The organism is Mesobacillus campisalis, from assembly GCF_000986785.1.
Lineage (GTDB): Bacteria > Bacillota > Bacilli > Bacillales > Cytobacillaceae > Mesobacillus_B > Mesobacillus_B campisalis.
This window is the reverse complement of sequence record NZ_LAYY01000004.1, coordinates 1-21,373: the sequence shown is the minus strand read 5'-3', so window position 1 is coordinate 21,373 and position 21,373 is coordinate 1. Positions and strand designations below refer to the sequence as shown.

Sequence of the window (21,373 nt, the reverse complement as noted above, 5' to 3'; positions counted from 1 at the left end):
CAATGAATGATTCGATAGGCTTTTCTTGCCAATGCAATGTTAAAGTGAGGCGGGAGAACCATCCCTCTGATTCAATTTTTCAGTGCTCAGATACATGGCAGCGACGAAGACAACCATGCATAATGGCAAGGTTTGTATTGTTGACTGGGAGGCAATGAACCCAATTAGAGGAGGCAAGAAGGTACTGCCTGTATAGGCAACCGCCATCTGATAGCCCATAATCGTCTGAGAGTGCTTTTTCCCAAAGCGGGCCGGCGTTTCGTGCAGCATGCATGGAAAAATCGGGGCCAGCCCAAACCCAACTAGCATAAAGCCTGCGAGCGCGAAAATGGATGGCAATGGCAGCAACAGGAGGATGGTGCCGCAAAGGGCTATAATCTGTCCCGCCCGTATAAGGGTGACGTTATTCACCTTAAAAGTAATAAAGCCGGTAACGAACCGGCCAATGGTAATCCCGCCGTAATAGAGGGACACCCATTGTGCCGCATCTGCCGCCGTCAGTCCCTTGATATTCACCAAATAGCTGCTCCCCCAAAGGCCCATGGTAGCTTCAACGCCGCAATAAAACAGGAAGGATGCCAAAGCCAGTTTGACTCCTTTTATTTGCAGCGGTTTTTTCTTTTCTTGTTCCTCGTGACCCAAGCTTTCCTTCCTGCCCTGCTTATCCTGGCTAACATTTTGGCTGCTTTTCACTTTGCCCCACAAAGGCAATGTGAACAAAAGGATAACCGCGAGCACAAATTGAATTCCGGCAATGACAAAATACCCGCTGCTCCAGGAATTTTGCCCCGCAATATACTGGGCCATAATTACCGGCCCTAGAGTAGCTCCCACTCCCCAGAAGCTATGGAGCCAACTCATATGATGGGCTTTGTAATGTGCCGCTACATAATCGTTCAATCCCGCATCAATGGCTCCAGCCCCCAATCCAAGAGGGATGGCGAATAGAAACAGCCACATAACAGAAGGCGCAAAAGAAAACCCCAGTATAGCCCCTGCCGTCATTAACGTGCTGAAAAAGGTTACCTTCCCGGTCCCGAACCGCTTGAGGGCCTTCCCGCTAACCAAACTTGAAAGAATCGTACCACCCGCAATCGTCATAAACAGGAATCCTGCCATTTCCAGCGGCGCACCCAGGTCGCTTTGCATCACAGGCCAAGCGGCACCAAGCAATGAATCAGGCAGCCCCAGGCTGATAAAAGCCAAATAAATAATGATTAATAGCAATGTTGCCATATTGAACCCTTCTTACTTTTTCTAGTTATTCCTTCAGCATAAGGTTTAGACACATGGTTTGAAGTACATATAAATAATCCTGTTTTAAGATATCCTATAAAAATAGTTAAATCAATGTATTTGAAGTTGATAATTAAAAAAGGTGTCCCCAAAACCTGGGACACCTTGCTTTTCCGAACTTACCACCTTACATTGTTCCTATATCTATCACAAACCGGTATTTCACATCTGATGCTAAAACCCGATCATAGGCTTCGTCAATCTGATCGGCCGATATCACTTCAATTTTTGGAACGATGCTATGTTTTGCACAGAAATCGAGCATTTCCTGAGTCTCGCGGATGCCTCCAATCATGGAACCGGCAAAGGAGCGGCGATGGCCGATAAGATTGAACACGTTTAGTGACAATGGCTCTGCAGGAGCTCCGACGTTTACCAGCGTACCATCAAGAGTGAGCAGACCGAGATAAGCATCCATGTTAATCTTCGCACTAACAGTATTAATGATTAAATCAAAAGTTCCGGCAAGTTTCCCGAATGTTCCAGGATTGCTAGTCGCATAGTAGTAATCGGCCCCAAGTTCCAAGCCATCTTCCTTTTTCTTCAGGGTTTGCGACAGAACCGTTACCTCGGCTCCCATGGCATGGGCAATTTGGACAGCCATATGGCCAAGCCCGCCCATTCCGACAACAGCGACTTTCTTGCCTGGGCCCGCATTCCAATGATTTAGCGGCGAAAAGGTGGTGATACCCGCACAAAGCAATGGGGCTGCATCGGCAAGCTCGATCCCATCAGGAATCCTGAGAACAAAATCTTCCTGGACGACAATGTGGGTGGAATATCCACCTTGAGTTGGCTCACCGTATTTGTCCACGCCAGCGTAGGTTTGGATATTTCCTTTGAGGCAGTATTGCTCTTCTCCCTTACGGCAGTTCTCACATTCACCGCAGGAGTCCACCATGCATCCGACCCCTACCCGGTCGCCGACCTTGTATTTTGTTACCTCTGCTCCTATATCGGTAACAATACCCGCAATCTCATGGCCTGGGACAAGCGGATAATTCACCGGTCCCCATTCGCCGTGAGCAGTATGGATGTCGGAGTGGCAAATCCCTGCATATTTAATTTCAATGAGTACATCATGCAAATCAAGATCACGCCGTTTAATTTCAGCCGCTCGAAAACGTTTGTCCGGACCGTCGACAGCCCGTGCTTTAGCAATTACCATAAAAAAACCTCCAATTTCATGGGAATAAATTCCCTTGCTTTTTCATTTCCCGCTCTTGCAAAAACTATGGTAAACCTTAGAGTTAACTCGAGGTCAAGCAATTCGCTGTTTTTTATGGAATTTCACAAGTTATTCTACTAATCTTGCCCAAGCAAAAAAGGTGGCCATCAGCTTTAAGCAAGGCGGAATTTTCCGTTGGAGCAACTTTGACATTCATCAAATACCATGATAAAATCCACTCCATTCATGGAGTCGACTAAAACTCTATCTTTTACTTAGAAGAGGAGAAAACGGATGAAGACATATTCAATCAGCGAAGCGGCAAAAGAATTGAACCTTACAGCCTATACTTTGCGTTACTATGACAAAGAAGGTCTATTGCCATTTGTGGAACGGACACCCAACGGAACAAGATTGTTCAAGGCAGCCGATATTGGCGCCCTAAAAATTATTGAATGTCTGAAATCCACGGGAATGCCCATTAAAGAAATTAAACATTTCATAGATTGGTGTTCTGAGGGGGATTCCACGCTCCAGCAAAGATATGACATGTTCCTGGAACGAAAAGCTACAGTAGAAGCGCAGATGGAAGAACTTAAGAAGACCATGGAACTGATCGAGCATAAATGCCAGTATTACAAAACCGCTTTAGAAGCCGGGACGGAAGATATTCATAAGGACGATAAAATAGAGATCATGAGTTAACAAAGCCACCCGTATTCTTCACTGTGCAGATGAATACGGGTGGCTTTCATGTTTTCGTGATTCCTTATATGTAAAATATACTTATTGCTTTTCTGCCAATTCTTTAATTACTTCTTTAGCTTCCAATGCAAATTCTATCGAGGCATCATAATATTTTTGACCATCTTTCAGAAGGGAGAAATCACCAATCTCCATTTTTAATAAGGTGCGGCCATTCAGGTCTTCTAACTGATAGAGATAGGCTACATCCCCTTCCTCGGGCTGTACTTCCCAATTCGACAAATATAAGGCTATCTTTAATTCCTTCAGTTCCTCTGCTTTTATGATGGTTGTGACTGTCTGGCCGCCACTTGGATTATCCCAAACCACCTTGCTTCCTTTTGTCATGTTATCACTCGGATAATCTTCGGGAAGGGCATCCCACTGCGCTATATACTCCGGTTTAATGAGAACCTCCCATACTTTCGAAGGAGCTGCCTCGATAAGAACTTCTTCTTTTACAATCAGTTTGTTGGTCATGATTCTGCCTCCCTGAATAATGATAGTAATGGAGCTGCAAATTTCTTCAGGTATTACTATCTCATACATATCATTTTAATTGTCCTGGTGTTTCTTTATTGTTAACTACTAGCTCCTCAAAATCTTTCCCATCGCTTTCCCTTTTGCCAACTCGTCGATCAATTTGTCCAGATAGCGGATTTCCTTCATGGTAGGTTCTTCAATGTCCTCCACTCGGACGCCGCAGATCACACCTTTGATCAAAGCCCTTGAAGGATTCAGTTGGGGAGCTTCCGCAAAGAAGCTTTCAAAGTTTGTCTTTTTTTCCAGCTGCTCTGCTAACTCTTCCTGGCTATATCCAGTAAGCCAGGTGATGATTTCATCGACTTCTGCTTTCGTACGCCCCTTTTTTTCCGCCTTCGCAACATAATGGGGATAGACGCTTGCGAAACTCATTGTATAAATTCTATGTTTAGACATGGTTAATCCTTCCTTATATAATTTTCTTTATTATAAAGCGGAAACTGAATGCGTTCAAACGATGCATCCATCAATTATTTGTTTAAAAAAGGTTTTAATTTGCCATCAACGGGTATAATTAAGACATTGTTTTACTTATCGGAGTATTAACAGGGGGAGTAAAAATGAATACAAATGATATCTTAGCGGAAGAGCTAAAACTATACATCAAAGACAATTCGGTCCAATTTGAAAATAGTTTGCTGTCTGAAGCTGTTAATGTTTCCGGCAAAATTAAACATATTTTAGAGATGGGGAACATTGATTTATTACAAAATGCCCGAAAGTTAATATACTATATTGTGGACCGCAAAAATGAAGAGTTAGTCGCTTTTGCTGAACAGGAAGGAATTGCATGGGCCGGGCACTCATTAACACTTTCCTTAAAATTGGAATGGGTCCAGGCAATCAGAAGAACGCTGTGGAGAATCATCAGCAGCCTTGACGAGGAAAAAGACCTCACGCACAGCCGTTCAGAGTTATATGATTTAGAGGAAAGAATTAATAGCCAGATTGACCAATTTCTTAACAGCTTTTTTCTCAGCTATTCAAAATTTAAAGACGAAATGCTGCTTAGACAAAGGGAAATGGTTGAACATTTATCGGTTCCCATTATTCCAGTAAGAGAAACGGTTTCTGTTTTGCCTCTTATCGGCGCAATCGACTCGTACAGAATAAAAATCATTGAAGAAAAAGTATTGAACGAAATTGCTAAAATAAGAATCCAGACTCTGGTGATCGACCTGTCAGGCGTTGCTACAATGGAAACCGATGTGATCGATTACTTTGAAAAGATTCTTGCAGGGGTTTCCATGATGGGTTGTAAAACCATCATTACCGGCCTTCGTCCGGAACTGGTTAGAAAAATGGTGCACTCTGGAATCCGTTTCGAAAAAGATGCTGAAACAAAAGGCACACTTCAGGATACTTTAAAAAAATACCTTTAAATCAAGAAAAAGACCGACTTTTCGGTCTTTTTTTGCTTTATAATTACATTAAAAGGAAATACACTCATAAAATAGTAAGATTTAACCATGTTTTAGCATTTGAATTAGCAGGAGCACCAACGCAAATATGGATTTGAACTACTCAAAGGAGGCGTTTTTATGATTTGGCTCGTAATTCTGGCCCCATTATTCATTCTTATCCCCTTCGTTCTCTATCTGGACCGCAAAAAGACAATGGGCCTTCCCGCCGAAGGAAATGATACCATGGAGCATGCGATGTCGGAAAGCGAAAGAGCTAAGAAAGATGTCTTTATGATCCCACCTGGATCAGGAGGAGATGGAGGAGGACCAATGACTTAAACCTGCTTAAATTCAGCAGATTTTTTTGTCCAGCCCTTAAGGTCCTATTACCCGTTTCAATAACCAGGTATGGTGACGACCGACGCTTCGGAGCGTGGATAAGAGATATACAATAAGCCCAAGTGCGTGTAAATGGTGATTAAATGGGGAGATGTTTCTTCCGGCAGTTCGATGATGCGTTCAAAGTCACCGTAATGACTTTCTCTTTTCAATTCCATTTCTTCCGGAAGGTATGGGGGTCTTTTTCCGGAGATTCGCAATTGTTATTTTTGACAGCAATTTAAGATAAAGATTCTCCGCCCGTACTCCCGGTATTTCAACTATTATATAATTATATTGGCCATCCTGGTAGACATTAATGGCTGGCCAATTTTCCGTTCGATCAATAAATGCTTCTGGATGTTTACTCTTTAAAACCTGAGTCCAGAAATCATTCTTGCCGCCTTGATTGGTAATTTCCAGCCATTCCCTGATTTTTTCTTTGTCCATGCTGGCTCTCCCTTAAATTTGATTGGCGACAGGCATAGAAGGGTTGCCAATCTGACCCTGGTCACTAACATCAGTATCCAAGTTCCCGGAGTTTTGCACAGCTGAGGGCGGTGAAAAATCACCCATGGAAAAGTTCGCGCCAATAAACTTGCTGTTTGCCGTATGACTGTTGTGTACGGTTGGTCCTATGTCAATATTGCCGTTCTGATTGGCCCCATTTACCTTTAAATTAAAAATGTTAATTTGGTATGGCATAAAAATACTCCTTTTGCTTCTATAATGGCACTACTGGGTGACCTTCCTTATTAATGTTGGTAGAATCTACGTTTCCTAAATCGGACTGATCATTTAAATCAGGATCATTCAACAAGTTTTCCATCAATGCATCCGATGGTGAATAATCTCCAAATGACGAATTGGTCCCCTGTGATTTGCTGTTTGCCGTATGACTATTATGAGCAGCTTCCCCAATCGTGATTGAACCATTCCCGGAAATGCTATTTATCTTCAAGTAATATACATTAACCACACAAGAAGTCATATTCGTACACCTTTCTATACACTATTTTTCATACTATATGTAAAACGGTGCCTGCATGTGCCTATCTGCCTCCCCTATTGACCATCCACATTTGTCATTCAATCCTATAAATAATTACCGTACTCAACTCCAAGAGGCTGACTATTTTCCACCTCTATAGGCTTTAATGGATGTTTTCAGCGCGGCATAATTTCCTATAGCTCCGTATCCATAGAACCAGCCCATAAAAAAACCAGCAACAAGGTGATGCCGATGGCTGATAAAAATTGAAATGCACAGGCCCAGAAACAAAGCCACTAGAGGTACAAACTTCTTTGGTATTTTCAAACCTGCTTTTATTGCTTGGGTAATCACCATTACCACTGGCACTGCAATAATGGCATCCCAAAAATTTGTATGGATTACCGGAAATAGCTCCATTGGGTGTGCACTTCCTTTTTCTGTTTAGTTTTTTATTCCCGGTCAACCGGGGAATCAATTTGATCCCTGTAGATGTCCAGGTACACTTTATTATTGGGAGCCAGGACAGCATAGACAACGTCCTTTGGTTGAACCTTGCGCTTATTTAATTCAGAGTATAACCATCGATGTGAAAGGTTATTATCCGCTAAATTCTTATTGATAATGGTTCCATCCATAATTAATTCAATCGGGAGTCTTTCTTGCGAGTTTAAATGAATAGAAAAGTCTTTATTAATTGGGGTCCTATATTCCGGTTTCTTTAACACACTAAGATTTCCATTCGTTTCAACCAAGGCAAATTGGATTGTCCCAATATCAAACACATCCTTTTGCCTTAATTGCTGGTTTAAATAATCCAGGGTATAACGCATTTTCTTCATATTGGATTCGAGTATTTTCCCATTTTCAATAACAACAGTAGGGTCACCCGCAAATAATTTTCGTCCCCTTTTATTTCGCAAGGAAATAATGGCCATAGTAAATATAATCAAAACGAAGGTCGAGAAAGAAATCACTGGGTGATGAACCGCTATTTTAGTATTTGATGCCAAGTTGGCGGTTATTCCGCCCAAGGTGATGGCCGCAATAAAATCAAATATGGTCATTTGCGAGATGGTCTGCTTCCCTAGTATCCGTGCCCCAATAAATAAAATGGTAAATGCAGCGAATGACCGGAGCATAATTTCACTGACTTCCAAAATTGTCATAGTATCACCTCGTATTATGGTTTCTAAAATATGGATTATAATCATTCTATTGTAAAAAAACAGAACAAAGAAAGGGCGGTTCATCCTGTCCCCCCCTTTTAGTAAGATTCTATTTGTCGTTATCTAAATCACTATCAAAGGAGACCACTTATCTAGCCTCCAAACTAATCAATATGCTACCTTTTATTTATCTTCGTCAGGTTTCTGTTTTGCTTGCAGCCGTAAATTTATAATGAGCATTTTTGTTTTATCCGTTACATAGGCATAAATGATATCCTTTGGACTTAGGTTGCGATCCACAAGCTTCTGCAAAAGCCATTCTTCAGATAAATTTAGCAACCTAAGGTTATGCTTCTGTATTCGGCCATCGATTACCACACTAATTGGCATCCCCTCGTCCGTATATTCAAGATTCAAGTGTTCAATCGTTACGGGGGAGTTGGCAGGCTTAGGAATGATGCTAATCTCCCCTATCGGTTCAAGTACTGCATATTCGACATCCGAGACTTTTGGGAACCCTTTGCTTCGCAGTATGGACAGCATCTGGGACACGGAAAGATGGGATTTCTCAAGGGAATCCTCAAGGATTTCACCGTCTTTGATCAAAATAGTTGGCTCTCCTAGAAAAAAACGGTTGCCGATTTGATTGAGGGTCAAATAGGAAAAAGCAATATGAAGTCCCGCAATGGCAGCCAGCGCAATAAGGCTCGGCCAAACTTCTGTACTAATGAGCGGCTCGGAAGCGACTGTCCCAACAATAATAATTGCCACAAGGTCATATGGTGTCATCTGTACAATCGAGGATTTGCCCATAACCCTCATCGTTGCAATGGTCACAAGGTAAATCAGCAAAATCTTCAGGACAATCATGCCATGCACTCCCAATTTTTATTTATTGGTAGTATTTTCTTTTCTCATTAAATTACACATTAAATTGGAACCAGGAATGAGAGCAAAACAAAAAAAGGGTCTGCCAGCAATCTATACCGCATTGACCAAAAAGGAAATAATTTACCAAAACATACCAGCTAATCTATTACATGTCATTTTAATATTTCAATTGGAACATTGAACGCATTCCACAAAAATACAGTAAATAGGACGGATAATACCCATGCCAGGAGAGGATTTTTATGGTGAAGCCTAAGCATCGGAAACATGACAGAGAGGAACAATAAAGACCACCACATGTTCCAGCCATTATGATGATTGATGAGGTCTAAATACTTTAAATTAATATACTCAACAATCCAGTAAACTGAAATCCAAATGGATATCCAGCGTATTTGTTTCCACGTTTCTTTTGGAAAACGGCCAAGATAAATCAAAATTGTCGCCGGGTATACAACCACCATGATCATAAGGTTGATAACCGTATGATTTTGCAGCAGAGCTTTTCCAAAGAATACTTCCTGGTAAGTCCACATCATATGATTATAGAGCAGGAAGTTTTTAATCGAATCAATGCTAATCAGGAACAAGATGGTTGGATAATAAACCTTCCATCTTTTCCAATCTCCCCATTTAATAGCCGCCAAAAGGAATAATGCATTAAATACTATGTGCATAATTTGGACTCCAAAGTTTTAATTACTACTATGGTGCCCTTTTTTTATCAAATGAATAGGTGAATTTTCTTTGAAAAGCCATGTTATTGGGGGCCTAAAAATTAAAATGCTGTAATTATCTCATTTTTATAGACATCCACTTTCTCCGCAATGAACTTTAATGACTTATTATCCCCATATATCATAAGGCTAATATTGAAGGATAAGGGGAAGTCAATTGTTTTCAGTTTATCTTCTAAAGCATAATATTGCTTCTCCCTCTCTTCATACAACATAACCGAACTTATCACTACTTCTTCTTTTATCATCTCAATATTACAGATCATTGGAAATTTGATGGCATCGTTTGTCATTAATTCACCCAAAACAAATGAACCATTCAATTCTTTCGTAAAATTATTGGTTTTTGCTGGTTTTACCCATGTTTCATCCTGGAACTCCAATGCTTCTTCCTCTAGTGCCAACTCCCAAATTGGGTTGGCAACAAATTTATCTATTGATAACTCTGTTACCGGAATGGCTTCCCCTGTTGAAGGAACTATTTTGCTCTTTTTCCTATGCCTTCGTATGTGGAAACTATTTAAAAACGTTTCTTCCAAATTTTCTTCCACTTTCACATATAGAAACATTCGAGCCTCAAACTCATCGCCTGTACTGGATAAAAGGGAAACAATCAGGTTTATGTATGCTTGGTCTCCTGAATACTCCATTATGTCCAAAACAGCTGCATGGCAAATATATCTATCATTATCCACAGAAATATGGTTATCTGTTAAGTCTATATTTTCAATAACAATGTCTCTCTTAAGATATGGAGATGATTCGATATTATAATACAAAGAGTGCTCCACAATCTTATCGAACGGTTTCGGAATCGGCAGCAAGATATTCAAATCAACTTTCCTGTCATTGGAAACTATTTTGATTGCACTGTTGTTAATATGAAGATTTAATAATCGAATATTTTTATCGGCGATAAGTTTTGTCTTGCCCCTAATAAAAATTTTTGACTTATTTATTTTGGACTTAAACAAAATGGATCCCTCCTTTATGATTCATCCTCCCCTTTAAGAAATAATAAAATGCTGCCTAGTCGACAGCATCAATTTTCAATAAATGGAATAAACACATCCTAGACGGAAAGAATCCAGTCTGAAATGTCCTTAATAACTTGTTGGTCGACATGCTGTGGTACCTTGTATTCTTTTTTTATTTTCAGGAGGTTTCCATATACGGCAGGCATGAACAGATGATTCAGATTGGGGTAGAGCTTGAATGTCACATTGCTTTTTCCACTCAGGATTTCCTGGTATCCACCGAAATCTTTTTCCAGGGAAGATTGTACATCCTTTTCCCCTTGCAGGATCAACACCGGCTTATCCATTTCACGAAGATATTGGACTGTTGGATATTCACCCATCTCTTTAAAGTAGTAGGCCCGCATGTATTTGCCAATCACCTTGGCAGACTTTGCTTCTTCATCACTTAAATCATATATATTTTCAAACTTGGATGCTAATCCGTTTACTTGTTTTTTTACAATGAATCTTAAAAACCTATTCAGGGAGTTTAACAGCATGTGATTTTGGTGCATAATGATTTCTTCCAATTTGCGCGGAGAACCCGCCATGATAATCAGGCCAGCGAAATTCCCTCCTTCTGCATCAATTCTCGGGGCCAGCATGCCCCCCTGACTATGACCGATGATAAATATCCTGTTCTCATCTATTCTTGCATCATTGCGAAGAAATTCAGCAGCCAAAATCGCATCGTCGACGGTTTCTTCCTTTACCGACATCCCGGGGTCGTCTTTCATTTGCTTTCCGTATACAAAGGTTCTTTTGTCGTACCGCACCACGGCAATCCCTTTCCGCGACATCCCTTCGGCAATGTCCCTGAAAGGGCGGTTCTCCCCAATCTGTTCATCCATATTGCTGGGTCCCGAGCCTTGAACCAATACAACGGCAGGAAACAGTCCATTCCGTTCCTCAGGTAGGGTCAGCATACCATTCAGCGGATACTTCGTCCCTGCCCCAATCACAATTTTTTCCTCAGCCATACTCCAACCCCCATAATCAATCTTTATCTATGTAAAAATTCCACATAAAAATGCGTGAATCCTTCCTTGGTTAACGGAAGTGGAGATAAAATATAGCTGATTCCCGGACTTGGAATCAAGAGGGTCATCACTTTTCGGTTGGCGGATGAGGTTAAACACCTGGGCTAATAAAATAGACGGAAAAACTTCTCTTATTACAAATTAATGATTAAAAAAGCTTAAATAGACGGAGAGATTCCGCCTATTGACCCGAAAAATGCAAAAATGGGTTATTTTGCTTTGTATAACCGGAAAACCTCCCCTTATTTACCACAAAACGTGTATCATTCTGGATATAACCGAAAAATCTCCGTTTATTTTAAACTTGCCTGTTCGATTGCTCCTAAAAAAAATCCCGAGCAACCATTCACGTTGCCCGGGGTTTCCGGTGGAATATACCCTCCTTACACCTGTGTTCTCGTCGTCACTCTCCTGGGTGTAGCTGATGCCAGGTAGTATCTTGGTGTTCCAAAGTACAGGACTTCATTATATTCCGGGTAAACGGATTCGAAATGCACAAGGATGGGACTGTCCAGCAGCCAGGGGTTGTGGACGTAAAACTCACGGTCGCCATAGACCATGCCGGTGAGGGCCAAATTCATTTCCTTCTTGAAAATCATGTAGCGGATTTTGGCCAGCTTTTCATCAAATTCACCTGTGCTAATATGAACCTTCCCCATCAGCACATATTCCCCATTTCTGGTCTTCCATTCAGCCAGGACTTCATCCCGCAGTTTTTGATCAATGGCATCGAGATCATACCGCTTGCCGACAGCAAGAAATAGCTCTCCCGTTTCATCGCTGTGAGTCAATGTATATTTTCTCCCCTGTATCGGACTAAAACTGGTTGTGGGAGGCTCAAAGGTCACATGAAGTTTTTCAGGGTTAAATTCAGTCATGGTAAGAATTCTCCTTCCCAGGCATTGCTGACATACTTACCATATCCTATGCTATCGTCCTCTTTCTGTGACATCCGCCTACTTGTCTTCTTTTACTTGTTTCACTTCTGTGCCGGCGAGCGTCCATTCCCCATTATCATCCACCCAGACAGAATGGATATAGCCAATGGTATCCTTGCTCCCCGCCCCGCAGAATCTTTGTACACCTCTAAGCCCTTTTCTTCCGCCTTCGAGGATCACCGGTTTCAGCGAACTGTAAGGCATGACCTGCAATTCCATCGGCTCATTCAGTTTTCCATTTTGATAAAGCCCTAGCGAATTGTATTCTCTTTTCCGGGAGGCCAGGTCAAAGGAATAGGATTCGTTCGTGTTTTCAATTTTTAAAAATGCCTGGTAATCTTCCTGGAACTGGCTGCTGACCGTTAGCGGATCCGGAACTCCCAAGTCGGTTTCAATGCCATTTTTAAAGGAGTACAAATGATAGTGGGATGTGTCGCTGCCTTCCCCAGTTTTAGCACTGACAAGAATGTCATTCACCGAATCGCCATTCAAGTCTCCAATAACGACTTTGGGCTGATGGCCTCCTTCAAATTTTATGTTGAATTTTTTGCCTTCGGAAGTTTTCACCTTTAGCAGAATTTCTTTTAAAAAATGAGGATCTTCATCATAAGGTTTGCCGTTTAGCGTCACATAGTCTGCCCTGCCATCGCCGGTAACATCCTGTTTATGCTTGATTGCTTTGTATGCCGGCGTCTTTTTTTCCTTCTTATCTTCCGTTGCGTAGGCACCTGTAATGGCTGATAATGAAAGGGCGAAAATCATCCCGAATGGAATCAGTAATTTCTTCTTCAAGTGTGGCTCCCTCCTAAATACCCATTACCACTTAAGATGCCCATAACTGGAAGGAATATGCAGAGCAGGTACTTAATGTAGCACCCTTGTCTTCCCACTGTATGATAGAAACAGTGAAAAACCCCCAGATTCATGATCAGGGGGTTAAAGCATCAGGAATTTTTCTTTTCCTGCGGACGGTACTCCCAGGACTCGATTCCTTTCAGGCCAGGAATGCTGTCAGCATAGAAGACCGGATCCTTGCCTTGCTTGCGCTGTGCTGTGTAATCCTTAAGGGCAGCCAGTGCAACCTTGACAAGCAGGGTAATGGCAACAAGGTTGATAAGCGCCATGATTCCCATGAACAAATCGGCGAGGTTCCATACAACCGCCAGGTCTACAAGCGCTCCGAACATCACCATGCCGACAACGGCTAAACGGTATACGAGCATGGCTGGTTTGCTTTGTTTGATAAACTCAATATTGGTTTCTCCATAATAGTAATTCCCGATGATCGATGAAAAGGCAAACAGGAAAATCGCCACGGAAATAAACGATGGTGCCCAGGCACCAACATGGGTGCTTAAAGCTGCCTGTGTAAGCTGGATTCCGTTTAAATCCGGATCAGTGTACACACCGGAAAGAATAATGATGAACGCCGTAGCGGAACAAATCAAAATTGTATCAACGAACACACCCAATGTCTGGATCAGCCCCTGTTTCGCAGGGTGGGAAACAGCAGCTGTGGCCGCCGCATTTGGGGCACTACCCATGCCGGCTTCATTTGAGAACAATCCGCGCTTAATTCCCCATAGTACAGCCGCACCCATAGCTCCGCCGGCCGCTTCCTGGAGGCCAAAAGCACTGCTGACAATCAAGCCGATCATCGCTGGCACCTCTGTGAAGTTGGTGATGACGATATATAAGGCCAGAAGCAAGTAAAGAACGGCCATGATCGGAACAATGATCTGTGAAACATATGCGACACGCTTAACCCCGCCAAAAATGACAGCGGCAGTCAGTATAGCAAGGACAATTCCAACCCAAAAGCGCTCAATGCCATATGCCTCATTGACCGCCAGCGATATCGTATTGGACTGGACGGAGTTGAACACAAGTCCAAAGCAGAATGTGATGATAACGGCGAACAGAATCCCCATCCATCTCTTGTTCAGGCCTTTTTCCATATAATACGCTGGACCGCCGCGGTACTCGTCCTTGTCCTTAACCTTGTAAATCTGCGCCAGAGTGCTCTCCACGAAACTGGAGCCAGCGCCGATGAAGGCAATCAGCCACATCCAGAAAACCGCTCCCGGTCCGCCGGCTGCAATCGCTGTCGCCACCCCTGCAAGGTTTCCTGTTCCCACACGTGAAGCAGCCGAAATGGTGAAGGCCTGGAAAGATGAACGCCCTCTTTTCCCAGCTGCAGAGACAGTGGATTTTTCCGCAATAACACGGAACATTTCAATAAAGTATGTAAACTGGACAAATTTCGTTCTAAAAGAAAAATAAAGACCGGTCAAAACCAGAACGGCAATTAACACATATGACCACAGTAGGTCATTAAAAAAGTTAATGATGCTATTGAATAACTCCATTGCAAAACTCCTTTTCACACTTTTTTTGTAAGCATTTTCCCTGCACAAGATTTAATGTATCAGATTGCTGCCTGAACGACAATGGCAGGAAATTGGCATCAACTATCATGGCCGTGTAATAAGACTTGCTACCTGCATTTTAACCGTTTAAATATTCCCTGTCTTATAAAAATTAAACCTCTGCTGAAACAGATAGCAGAGGTTCAAATTAGGAATGATATCATTCCCTTGGCGGTTCAGTTTTCCAAACTTCCATTACCTTGCCGCTTTCGTTCTCGTCGAGGATGAAAGAGCCGTTCGAGTAGCGGTCGCTGTAATTGATGGAAGCCGGCGCAATTGTTGCGAGTTTTTGTTTTTCGGAGAGCAGGAAGACCACATCGCCGCCTCTGGCAATCTGCATTCCTGCCACTTTATGCGGCTTGGCCTTCAATTCGCGGAGCATGACCACTCCCCGCTTTGCCCTTGAACTCATTTCGAATTCGGACAGCTTCATCTTTTTAACGGCACCGCGCTGGGTAACTAGGATGACAGACTGCTCCTTTTCGTCTTCCACGAGCTTGCCGGCGATGACGGAATCATCCTCCTTCAGGTTGATTCCTTTTACCCCGGCTGCCCTGATGCCGATTGGGCTGACTTCCTCTTCCGCAAACCAGAGCGCATAGCCAAGGCGGGTAGCCAGGAACAGGCTCGCGTTTCCGTCGGTCAGATGGATGTCGACCACCTCATCTTCGCCCTTCAGGTTGATGGCCGTCAATGTCTTCGAATAGCGGGTCGCCTGGTATTGCTTCAATTCCGTTTTCTTGACCATGCCGTTCCGCGTTGCGAACAGAAGGAACAAATTCTGTTCAAAGTCGCTGACCGGGATGGCCCTGATGAGGTTTTCACTTCTGTCCAGCGGGACGATGTTCGCGATATGCTGGCCAAGATCCTTCCAGCGGATGTCCGGGAGCTCGTGAACCGGCAGGTACATGTAGCTGCCTTTGTTTGTGAACAGCAAGAGAACATCTTTAGTGTTCATATCCAGCTGGGCAAGGAGCCTGTCAGTGTCCTTCATGGCGAGATCCTGTCCGTTGGAGGCCGCAAAGGACCGCTGGCTTGTCCGCTTGATATAGCCGTCCTTTGTTATCGTCACAATCACGTCTTCGCTGGCAATCAGCACGTCAAGATTGATTTTGATTTCTTCGATCTCTGCCTGGATGTTCGTCCGGCGCTCATCGGCAAACCGCTTTTTGACATCCTTCAGCTCTTTTTTAATCACCGCAATCAATTTCTTTTCGCTTTCCAGGATGGCCGCAAGCTCGGCGATTTTTTTCGCAAGCTCTTCCTGCTCGGCTCTCAGTGCCGTCACATCCGTATTGGTCAATCGGTAAAGCTGCAAAGAGACGATTGCTTCCGACTGGGCTTCAGTGAACTCAAATTCCCTGATGAGGTTGTTTTTGGCATCCCGCTTGTCCTTGGAAGCCCGAATGGTGGCAATCACCTGGTCCAGAATCGATAAGGCCTTGATCAGCCCTTCAACGATATGCTGGCGCTCCCTTGCCTTTTTCAGGTCGAACTCCGACCGCTTCGTGACAACTTCCTTCTGGTGTTCGATATAGGCATCCAGCATGGCAGCAATGCCCATCAGCATCGGCCTCTTATTATGGATGGCCACCATATTGAAGTTATAAGGAACCTGAAGGTCGGTGTTCTTGTAAAAATAATTCAGGACGCCTTCTGCATCGGCTTCCTTCTTTAGTTCAATGACAATCCTGAGGCCGGTGCGGTCTGTTTCATCACGCACTTCTGCGATCCCTTCAACTTTGCGGTCGAGCCGCAATTCATCCATCCGCTTAACCAGATTGGCTTTATTCACTTCGAACGGAATTTCCGTTATGACAATCTGCTGGCGTCCGCCGCGGATGGCCTCAATTTCGGTTTTCCCGCGGACAATGATTTTTCCTTTGCCGGTTTCATAGGCTTTTGCAATGCCGTCGACTCCCTGGATGATTCCCCCGGTCGGGAAATCAGGGCCTTTGATCACGGTCATCAGGTCTTTCACCGTGCAATCCGGTTTGTCCATGCGCATGATGACTCCGTCAATGACCTCCCCGAGGGAATGTGGCGGAATATCTGTTGCGTACCCGGCGGATATCCCTGTGGAACCATTCACGAGCAGATTCGGGAACATCGCCGGAAGCACGGTCGGCTCCATCGAGGTATCATCGAAGTTCGGAATGAACTCGACGGTCTTTTTGTCAATATCACGCAAAAGCTCGGAAGCGATGGCGGAAATCCTTGCCTCCGTATAACGCATCGCTGCCGGAGGGTCACCGTCAATGCTTCCGTTGTTTCCATGCATTTCGACCAGCAGCTGGCGAAGCTTCCAGTCCTGGCTCATCCGCACCATCGCTTCGTAAACCGACGAATCACCGTGCGGATGATAGTTGCCGATCACGTTCCCGACTGTTTTCGCCGATTTGCGGAAGCCTTTATCATGCGTATTTCCTTCCACATGCATCGCGTATAGAATCCGCCGCTGCACCGGCTTCAGGCCGTCGCGGGCATCAGGCAGGGCGCGCTCCTGGATAATATATTTGCTGTAGCGTCCAAAACGGTCGCCGAGGACTTCCTCAAGTGGCAGGTCACGAAATTTCTCTACTGAGCTCATGCTTCTGTAACCTCCTCAGCCACGGTAATGTTTTCATTTTCAAGAATTGTATCGCCTTCCTCAAGGCTGAAGGCCACATTGGATTCAATCCATTTGCGGCGCGGCTCCACCTTGTCGCCCATCAGCGTGGTGACGCGGCGTTCCGCCCGTGCGGCATCATCGATCCGGACCCGGATCAATGTCCTGGTCTCAGGGTTCATGGTCGTATCCCAAAGCTGGTCGGCGTTCATTTCCCCAAGCCCCTTATAGCGCTGGATGATGTATCCTTTTCCGACCTTCTTGATCGCCCCTTGAAGCTCTTCATCACTCCATGCATATTCGATCACTTCTTTTTTGCCGCTTCCCTTGCTGACCTTGTAGAGCGGCGGGAGGGCGATGAACACCTTCCCTGCTTCGATCAGCGGCTTCATATAGCGGTAAAAGAAAGTCAGCAGCAATACCTGGATATGCGCTCCATCAGTATCGGCATCGGTCATGATGACAACTTTGTCATAGTTGGCATCTTCCACATTGAAGTCCGCTCCGACTCCCGCCCCGATGGCATGGATGATCGTATTGATTTCCTCGTTTTTGAAAATATCCTGCAGCTTTGCCTTTTCCGTGTTGACGACCTTACCGCGGAGCGGCAGAACCGCCTGGAATTTACGGTCGCGGCCCTGCTTGGCCGAACCGCCTGCCGAATCCCCCTCGACCAGGTATATTTCATTTCTGGCCGGGTTTTTGCTTTGCGCAGGGGTCAGTTTGCCTGACAGCATGGCTTCGGATTTTTTCCGTTTTTTGCCGCTGCGGGCATCTTCCCTGGCTTTTCGCGCCGCTTCCCGTGCCTGGTAGGCTTTTATGGCCTTCTTGATCAGGAGCGAGCTTGAATCAGGGTTCTCCTCAAGGAAATACGACAGATTGGCTGAAACAATCGCATCCACCGCCGACCTTGCTTCACTCGTTCCAAGCTTTCCTTTTGTCTGTCCTTCAAACTGGAGCATCTCCTCAGGGATCCGGACGGAAATGATGGCCGACAGACCTTCACGGATATCCGCACCATCAAGGTTTTTATCTTTTTCTTTTAAAAGGCCTGCCTTGCGGGCATAATCGTTGAACGCTCTTGTCATCGCTGTCCGGAAGCCGACCTCATGTGTGCCGCCATCTTTCGTGCGCACGTTGTTAACGAAACTGAGCACATTCTCCGAATAGCCATCGTTGAACTGGAACGCAAATTCCACTTCGATGCCGGTATTTTCGCCTTCAAAGCTGACAACTGGATGCAAGACGTCCTTTTCCTCATTAAGGTATTCCACAAATGCCTGGATTCCTGTTTCATAGTGGAAGACTTCCCTGGCGTCATGGCGTTCATCTATGATTTCAATTTTTAACCCTTTAAGCAGGAATGCGGATTCGCGAAGGCGTTCGCATAGAGTGTCGTAATTATAGGTGAGGGTTGAAAAGATTTCGGGATCTGGTTTGAAGTGGATCGTTGTCCCTGTCTGGTTTGTCTTTCCGATTTTCTCAAGAGTTGTCACTGGCTTGCCGCCGTTAATGAAAGTCTGTTCATAAACAAAACCATCCCGCTTGATGGTAACCGTCAGCTTCTCGGAAAGCGCATTGACGACGGAAGCCCCTACACCGTGCAGGCCGCCGCTTGTTTTATAGCCGCCCTGGCCGAATTTTCCGCCGGCATGGAGCACAGTCAGAATCACTTCGGGTGTCGGCTTTCCGAGCCGGTGCATTCCCGTTGGCATTCCCCGGCCCTTGTCCTGGACGGAGATGGAATTGTCCTTGTGAATCTTCACAATGATATGGTTTCCGTATCCCGCCAAGGCCTCGTCCACCGAGTTGTCGACAATTTCATAGACAAGATGGTGAAGCCCTTTCGTATCCGTGCTGCCGATATACATCCCCGGGCGCTTCCTTACAGCTTCGAGCCCCTCCAGTACCTGTATGGCATCATCGTTGTATTCAAATGCTTGCTGGTTCTTAGCCACAAAAAAACTCCTTTCCTGCATTGAAGACCACATTGACTGTTCTTTGTATAGTGTCAATGTTTGAAATTCCTATTCCTGATTGGGCCTCTTTACAAGGCCGAACAGGAGAGGAACGTTTGTTCTTGATTAATTTTACCATATTTTTTATAAACTTATATGCTTTATTGTAGCGATTTCTGGTGATTTGGCAAATTGATTTCCTGACTGGGAAGGTGATTATCATATTTCCGCCTTAAACAGGGTAGTGAACATGTACGGTGTTTTTCCCTTTCGTTCCAAACATTCCCGCCACTAATTTTACCCATTCCGCTGCACTCTAAGAATAACAGGAATTTAACGGAGGTGTCCCCTTTTTGAGAAAAAGAAGAACCATTTTGCTTATTGCGGTCTCGGCCTTGCTGCTTATGCTTGTATCCAGCACGGTATGGGACCGCCATCGTGAACAGAGGCAGCAGGCTGCCCCGCAAAGGCCAGGTGTTAAGCTGCATGATGTGGAAAGCGAGGGAATCATCCTTCCATACGGCGAAAACCGCACTGGCCAGTTTATGCAGGTGAACAATATTGAACGCGGCCACTATCTAAAAACCAAGCTGGATAACCAGGATGAAGTCACCCATTTCCATCATAATGAGCGGGATACAAGCCATTATTATGATCATGAAGCCGCCGTCCAATTTAAGGAAAAGCCTTCTGGCGAGCAGCTTGACAAACTGACGAAGGATATCAGCGGATGGATCGTCAAGCAGGATGGATTGACCTTCCTGTTCCGCTCCACCACGATGGAAACGCCTGAAATGCTCGCTTATTTCCAAAAGAATGACTTGGTAGAGTTTGCAGAGCCTCATTACATCCTCATGCAGAATGATATGGGACCTGTCGGGAACATGCCGAACGACCAGCTTTACCTGGAGAAGTATCAATGGAATCTGCCAGCAATCGGCACGGAAGACGGATGGGGGATCTCAAGGGGAGATGAAGACATCATCATTGCCGTCATTGATACGGGTGTGGACCTTGATCATCCCGACCTGAAAAACCGCCTCGTGGACGGCTATAACGTGATTACCGGCAGCGATGATCCTGATGATGATAATGGCCACGGCACCCATGTGGCAGGCATCATCGCTTCGGAAACAAACAACCATCAAGGCACCGCCGGGGTAACCTGGTACAATAAAATCATGCCAGTCAAAGCAATGGGCGCCAAGGGTTATGGCACCACTTTTGATATTGCCAAAGGGATTGTCTGGGCCGTCGATAACGGTGCCGATGTGATCAACCTGAGCCTGGGAAATTACCAGGAGTCCAATATCCTCGAGAGGGCCGTCCGCTATGCCTACGACCATGATGTGGTCATGGTGTCGGCAGCCGGAAATGACAACTCGAGGCAGCCTTCGTACCCAGCCGCCTATCCCGAGGTGCTAAGTGTATCCGCGATCAGCTATGACGGCAACCTTGCCGAGTTTTCGAACTATGGCGATTATATTAATGTTACTGCGCCAGGCGTCTACATTCCAAGCACCTATTTTCAAAACCAGTATGCTCAATTATCCGGAACCTCCATGGCCGCGCCACACGTCGCCGGACTTGCCGGGCTGGTCAAATCGGCCAATCCGGAGCTCGGCAGCAGGGAAATCATGAACATCATCCAGGATACCGCAATCGACGTCGGCAAAAGCGGCAAGGACATCCAGTTCGGCAACGGATTGATTGACGTGAACAAAGCTCTGACCCAAGCTGTGGAAACCGATAAAAGCAAGAAAAGAACTGTGCGCGATCGGCTGTGGTTTTTAAGGTAAAACGGCAAACCGGCCTGTCCTTGGATGAGGGCCGGTTTGTTTTTTTATGGGACTATGGGAAGGCGGATGTCAGTACCAAAAATCACTGGTCGATCCCGAAAATGGGCACTGAGAGCACCCGTCAGTGCCCAAAATCCCTGGCCGCTCCTAAAAATGGGCACTGAGAACACCTGTCAGCACCCAAATTCACTGGCCCCTCCCGAAAATGGGCACTGAGAGCACCCGTCAGTGCCCAAAATCCCTGGCCCCTCCTAAAAATGGG

22 protein-coding genes are annotated in these 21,373 nt (G+C 44.9%); 4 read left to right on the top strand and 18 right to left on the bottom strand.

Annotation, left to right across the window (positions count from 1 at the left end; translation table 11 throughout):
• Nucleotides 1-39: 39 nt before the first annotated feature.
• Both WQ57_RS04495 and WQ57_RS04490 read right to left on the bottom strand, forming a co-directional pair.
• Nucleotides 40-1,236, bottom strand: a complete 1,197-nt coding sequence (locus WQ57_RS04495) for an MFS transporter (RefSeq protein WP_046522544.1) — start codon at nucleotides 1,234-1,236, stop codon at nucleotides 40-42.
• A gap of 187 nt (nucleotides 1,237-1,423) precedes the next feature.
• Nucleotides 1,424-2,464 carry an NAD(P)-dependent alcohol dehydrogenase gene (locus tag WQ57_RS04490; RefSeq protein ID WP_046522543.1) on the bottom strand — a complete coding sequence of 347 codons (1,041 nt, stop codon included), beginning with the start codon at nucleotides 2,462-2,464 and terminating at the stop codon, nucleotides 1,424-1,426.
• 294 nt (nucleotides 2,465-2,758) lie between these two features.
• Here WQ57_RS04490 and WQ57_RS04485 point away from each other — a divergent pair, with 294 nt between their 5' ends.
• The gene (locus WQ57_RS04485; RefSeq protein WP_046522542.1) at nucleotides 2,759-3,169 is read left to right on the top strand and encodes a MerR family transcriptional regulator; all 411 of its coding nucleotides are present in this window, start codon (nucleotides 2,759-2,761) and stop codon (nucleotides 3,167-3,169) included.
• 81 nt (nucleotides 3,170-3,250) lie between these two features.
• On the opposite strand, the gene WQ57_RS04480 is transcribed toward WQ57_RS04485, so the two are convergent.
• Together WQ57_RS04480 and WQ57_RS04475 are read right to left on the bottom strand one after the other, a co-directional pair.
• Nucleotides 3,251-3,688 carry an SRPBCC family protein gene (locus WQ57_RS04480; protein WP_046522541.1) on the bottom strand — a complete coding sequence of 146 codons (438 nt, stop codon included), beginning with the start codon at nucleotides 3,686-3,688 and terminating at the stop codon, nucleotides 3,251-3,253.
• Between the two features lie 108 nt (nucleotides 3,689-3,796).
• Entirely contained in the window at nucleotides 3,797-4,147 is a 351-nt protein-coding gene (locus tag WQ57_RS04475) for a DUF2200 domain-containing protein (RefSeq protein WP_046522540.1), read from the bottom strand.
• A 164-nt stretch (nucleotides 4,148-4,311) separates the two neighbouring features.
• Between WQ57_RS04475 and WQ57_RS04470 the strand changes: the two genes are divergently transcribed.
• The gene (locus WQ57_RS04470) at nucleotides 4,312-5,133 is read left to right on the top strand and encodes an STAS domain-containing protein (protein WP_046522539.1); all 822 of its coding nucleotides are present in this window, start codon (nucleotides 4,312-4,314) and stop codon (nucleotides 5,131-5,133) included.
• 159 nt (nucleotides 5,134-5,292) lie between these two features.
• The gene (locus WQ57_RS04465; RefSeq protein WP_046522538.1) at nucleotides 5,293-5,493 is read left to right on the top strand and encodes a hypothetical protein; all 201 of its coding nucleotides are present in this window, start codon (nucleotides 5,293-5,295) and stop codon (nucleotides 5,491-5,493) included.
• Nucleotides 5,494-5,679: 186 nt separating this feature from the next.
• Here WQ57_RS04465 and WQ57_RS04460 read toward each other — a convergent pair whose 3' ends face one another.
• From WQ57_RS04460 to parE, 14 genes are all read right to left on the bottom strand, one after another.
• Nucleotides 5,680-5,982: a hypothetical protein gene (locus tag WQ57_RS04460; protein ID WP_420912375.1), complete on the bottom strand. Its 303-nt coding sequence runs from the start codon at nucleotides 5,980-5,982 to the stop codon at nucleotides 5,680-5,682.
• 12 nt (nucleotides 5,983-5,994) lie between these two features.
• Nucleotides 5,995-6,237: a spore germination protein gene (locus WQ57_RS04455; RefSeq protein ID WP_046522537.1), complete on the bottom strand. Its 243-nt coding sequence runs from the start codon at nucleotides 6,235-6,237 to the stop codon at nucleotides 5,995-5,997.
• Between the two features lie 19 nt (nucleotides 6,238-6,256).
• Nucleotides 6,257-6,523, bottom strand: a complete 267-nt coding sequence (locus WQ57_RS04450; protein ID WP_046522536.1) for a spore germination protein — start codon at nucleotides 6,521-6,523, stop codon at nucleotides 6,257-6,259.
• Between the two features lie 141 nt (nucleotides 6,524-6,664).
• A complete protein-coding gene (locus WQ57_RS04445; protein WP_046522535.1) occupies nucleotides 6,665-6,943 on the bottom strand; it encodes a hypothetical protein in 279 nt (92 codons plus the stop codon).
• Nucleotides 6,944-6,975: 32 nt separating this feature from the next.
• Complete coding sequence (locus WQ57_RS04440; protein WP_046522729.1) at nucleotides 6,976-7,686, bottom strand: DUF421 domain-containing protein; 711 nt, start codon at nucleotides 7,684-7,686, stop codon at nucleotides 6,976-6,978.
• Between the two features lie 189 nt (nucleotides 7,687-7,875).
• Entirely contained in the window at nucleotides 7,876-8,562 is a 687-nt protein-coding gene (locus WQ57_RS04435) for a DUF421 domain-containing protein (protein ID WP_046522534.1), read from the bottom strand.
• Nucleotides 8,563-8,735: 173 nt separating this feature from the next.
• Nucleotides 8,736-9,260: a CBO0543 family protein gene (locus WQ57_RS04430; RefSeq protein ID WP_046522533.1), complete on the bottom strand. Its 525-nt coding sequence runs from the start codon at nucleotides 9,258-9,260 to the stop codon at nucleotides 8,736-8,738.
• A gap of 101 nt (nucleotides 9,261-9,361) precedes the next feature.
• Entirely contained in the window at nucleotides 9,362-9,778 is a 417-nt protein-coding gene (locus tag WQ57_RS04425) for a hypothetical protein (protein WP_420912378.1), read from the bottom strand.
• 614 nt (nucleotides 9,779-10,392) lie between these two features.
• On the bottom strand, nucleotides 10,393-11,319 hold the full coding sequence (locus WQ57_RS04420; RefSeq protein ID WP_046522532.1) for an alpha/beta hydrolase family protein: 927 nt from the start codon (nucleotides 11,317-11,319) through the stop codon (nucleotides 10,393-10,395).
• A gap of 443 nt (nucleotides 11,320-11,762) precedes the next feature.
• Nucleotides 11,763-12,257: a staygreen family protein gene (locus WQ57_RS04415; protein ID WP_046522531.1), complete on the bottom strand. Its 495-nt coding sequence runs from the start codon at nucleotides 12,255-12,257 to the stop codon at nucleotides 11,763-11,765.
• A 78-nt stretch (nucleotides 12,258-12,335) separates the two neighbouring features.
• A complete protein-coding gene (locus WQ57_RS04410; protein ID WP_046522530.1) occupies nucleotides 12,336-13,109 on the bottom strand; it encodes a hypothetical protein in 774 nt (257 codons plus the stop codon).
• Nucleotides 13,110-13,261: 152 nt separating this feature from the next.
• Entirely contained in the window at nucleotides 13,262-14,686 is a 1,425-nt protein-coding gene (locus tag WQ57_RS04405; RefSeq protein ID WP_046522529.1) for an alanine/glycine:cation symporter family protein, read from the bottom strand.
• A gap of 220 nt (nucleotides 14,687-14,906) precedes the next feature.
• The gene (gene parC / locus WQ57_RS04400) at nucleotides 14,907-17,336 is read right to left on the bottom strand and encodes a DNA topoisomerase IV subunit A (protein WP_046522528.1); all 2,430 of its coding nucleotides are present in this window, start codon (nucleotides 17,334-17,336) and stop codon (nucleotides 14,907-14,909) included.
• Nucleotides 17,333-19,312 carry a DNA topoisomerase IV subunit B gene (gene parE, locus WQ57_RS04395; protein ID WP_046522727.1) on the bottom strand — a complete coding sequence of 660 codons (1,980 nt, stop codon included), beginning with the start codon at nucleotides 19,310-19,312 and terminating at the stop codon, nucleotides 17,333-17,335. The genes parC and parE overlap by 4 nt, the downstream gene beginning before the upstream one ends.
• Nucleotides 19,313-19,665: 353 nt before the next feature.
• On the opposite strand from parE, the gene WQ57_RS04390 reads away from it, so the two are divergent.
• Nucleotides 19,666-21,111 carry a S8 family peptidase gene (locus tag WQ57_RS04390; protein WP_241481477.1) on the top strand — a complete coding sequence of 482 codons (1,446 nt, stop codon included), beginning with the start codon at nucleotides 19,666-19,668 and terminating at the stop codon, nucleotides 21,109-21,111.
• The last annotated feature ends 262 nt before the right edge of the window (nucleotides 21,112-21,373 follow it).

Coding starts and splice junctions, on each gene's coding strand:
- WQ57_RS04475 (WP_046522540.1), bottom strand. CDS start 4,147: ATGTCTAAACATAGAATTTATACAATGAGTTTCGCAAGCGTCTATCCC.
- WQ57_RS04490 (WP_046522543.1), bottom strand. CDS start 2,464: ATGGTAATTGCTAAAGCACGGGCTGTCGACGGTCCGGACAAACGTTTT.
- WQ57_RS04485 (WP_046522542.1), top strand. CDS start 2,759: ATGAAGACATATTCAATCAGCGAAGCGGCAAAAGAATTGAACCTTACA.
- WQ57_RS04480 (WP_046522541.1), bottom strand. CDS start 3,688: ATGACCAACAAACTGATTGTAAAAGAAGAAGTTCTTATCGAGGCAGCT.
- WQ57_RS04455 (WP_046522537.1), bottom strand. CDS start 6,237: ATGCCATACCAAATTAACATTTTTAATTTAAAGGTAAATGGGGCCAAT.
- WQ57_RS04465 (WP_046522538.1), top strand. CDS start 5,293: ATGATTTGGCTCGTAATTCTGGCCCCATTATTCATTCTTATCCCCTTC.
- WQ57_RS04430 (WP_046522533.1), bottom strand. CDS start 9,260: ATGCACATAGTATTTAATGCATTATTCCTTTTGGCGGCTATTAAATGG.
- WQ57_RS04445 (WP_046522535.1), bottom strand. CDS start 6,943: ATGGAGCTATTTCCGGTAATCCATACAAATTTTTGGGATGCCATTATT.
- WQ57_RS04435 (WP_046522534.1), bottom strand. CDS start 8,562: ATGATTGTCCTGAAGATTTTGCTGATTTACCTTGTGACCATTGCAACG.
- WQ57_RS04470 (WP_046522539.1), top strand. CDS start 4,312: ATGAATACAAATGATATCTTAGCGGAAGAGCTAAAACTATACATCAAA.
- WQ57_RS04420 (WP_046522532.1), bottom strand. CDS start 11,319: ATGGCTGAGGAAAAAATTGTGATTGGGGCAGGGACGAAGTATCCGCTG.
- WQ57_RS04450 (WP_046522536.1), bottom strand. CDS start 6,523: ATGACTTCTTGTGTGGTTAATGTATATTACTTGAAGATAAATAGCATT.
- WQ57_RS04405 (WP_046522529.1), bottom strand. CDS start 14,686: ATGGAGTTATTCAATAGCATCATTAACTTTTTTAATGACCTACTGTGG.
- WQ57_RS04460 (WP_420912375.1), bottom strand. CDS start 5,982: ATGGACAAAGAAAAAATCAGGGAATGGCTGGAAATTACCAATCAAGGC.
- WQ57_RS04415 (WP_046522531.1), bottom strand. CDS start 12,257: ATGACTGAATTTAACCCTGAAAAACTTCATGTGACCTTTGAGCCTCCC.
- WQ57_RS04495 (WP_046522544.1), bottom strand. CDS start 1,236: ATGGCAACATTGCTATTAATCATTATTTATTTGGCTTTTATCAGCCTG.
- parC (WP_046522528.1), bottom strand. CDS start 17,336: ATGAGCTCAGTAGAGAAATTTCGTGACCTGCCACTTGAGGAAGTCCTC.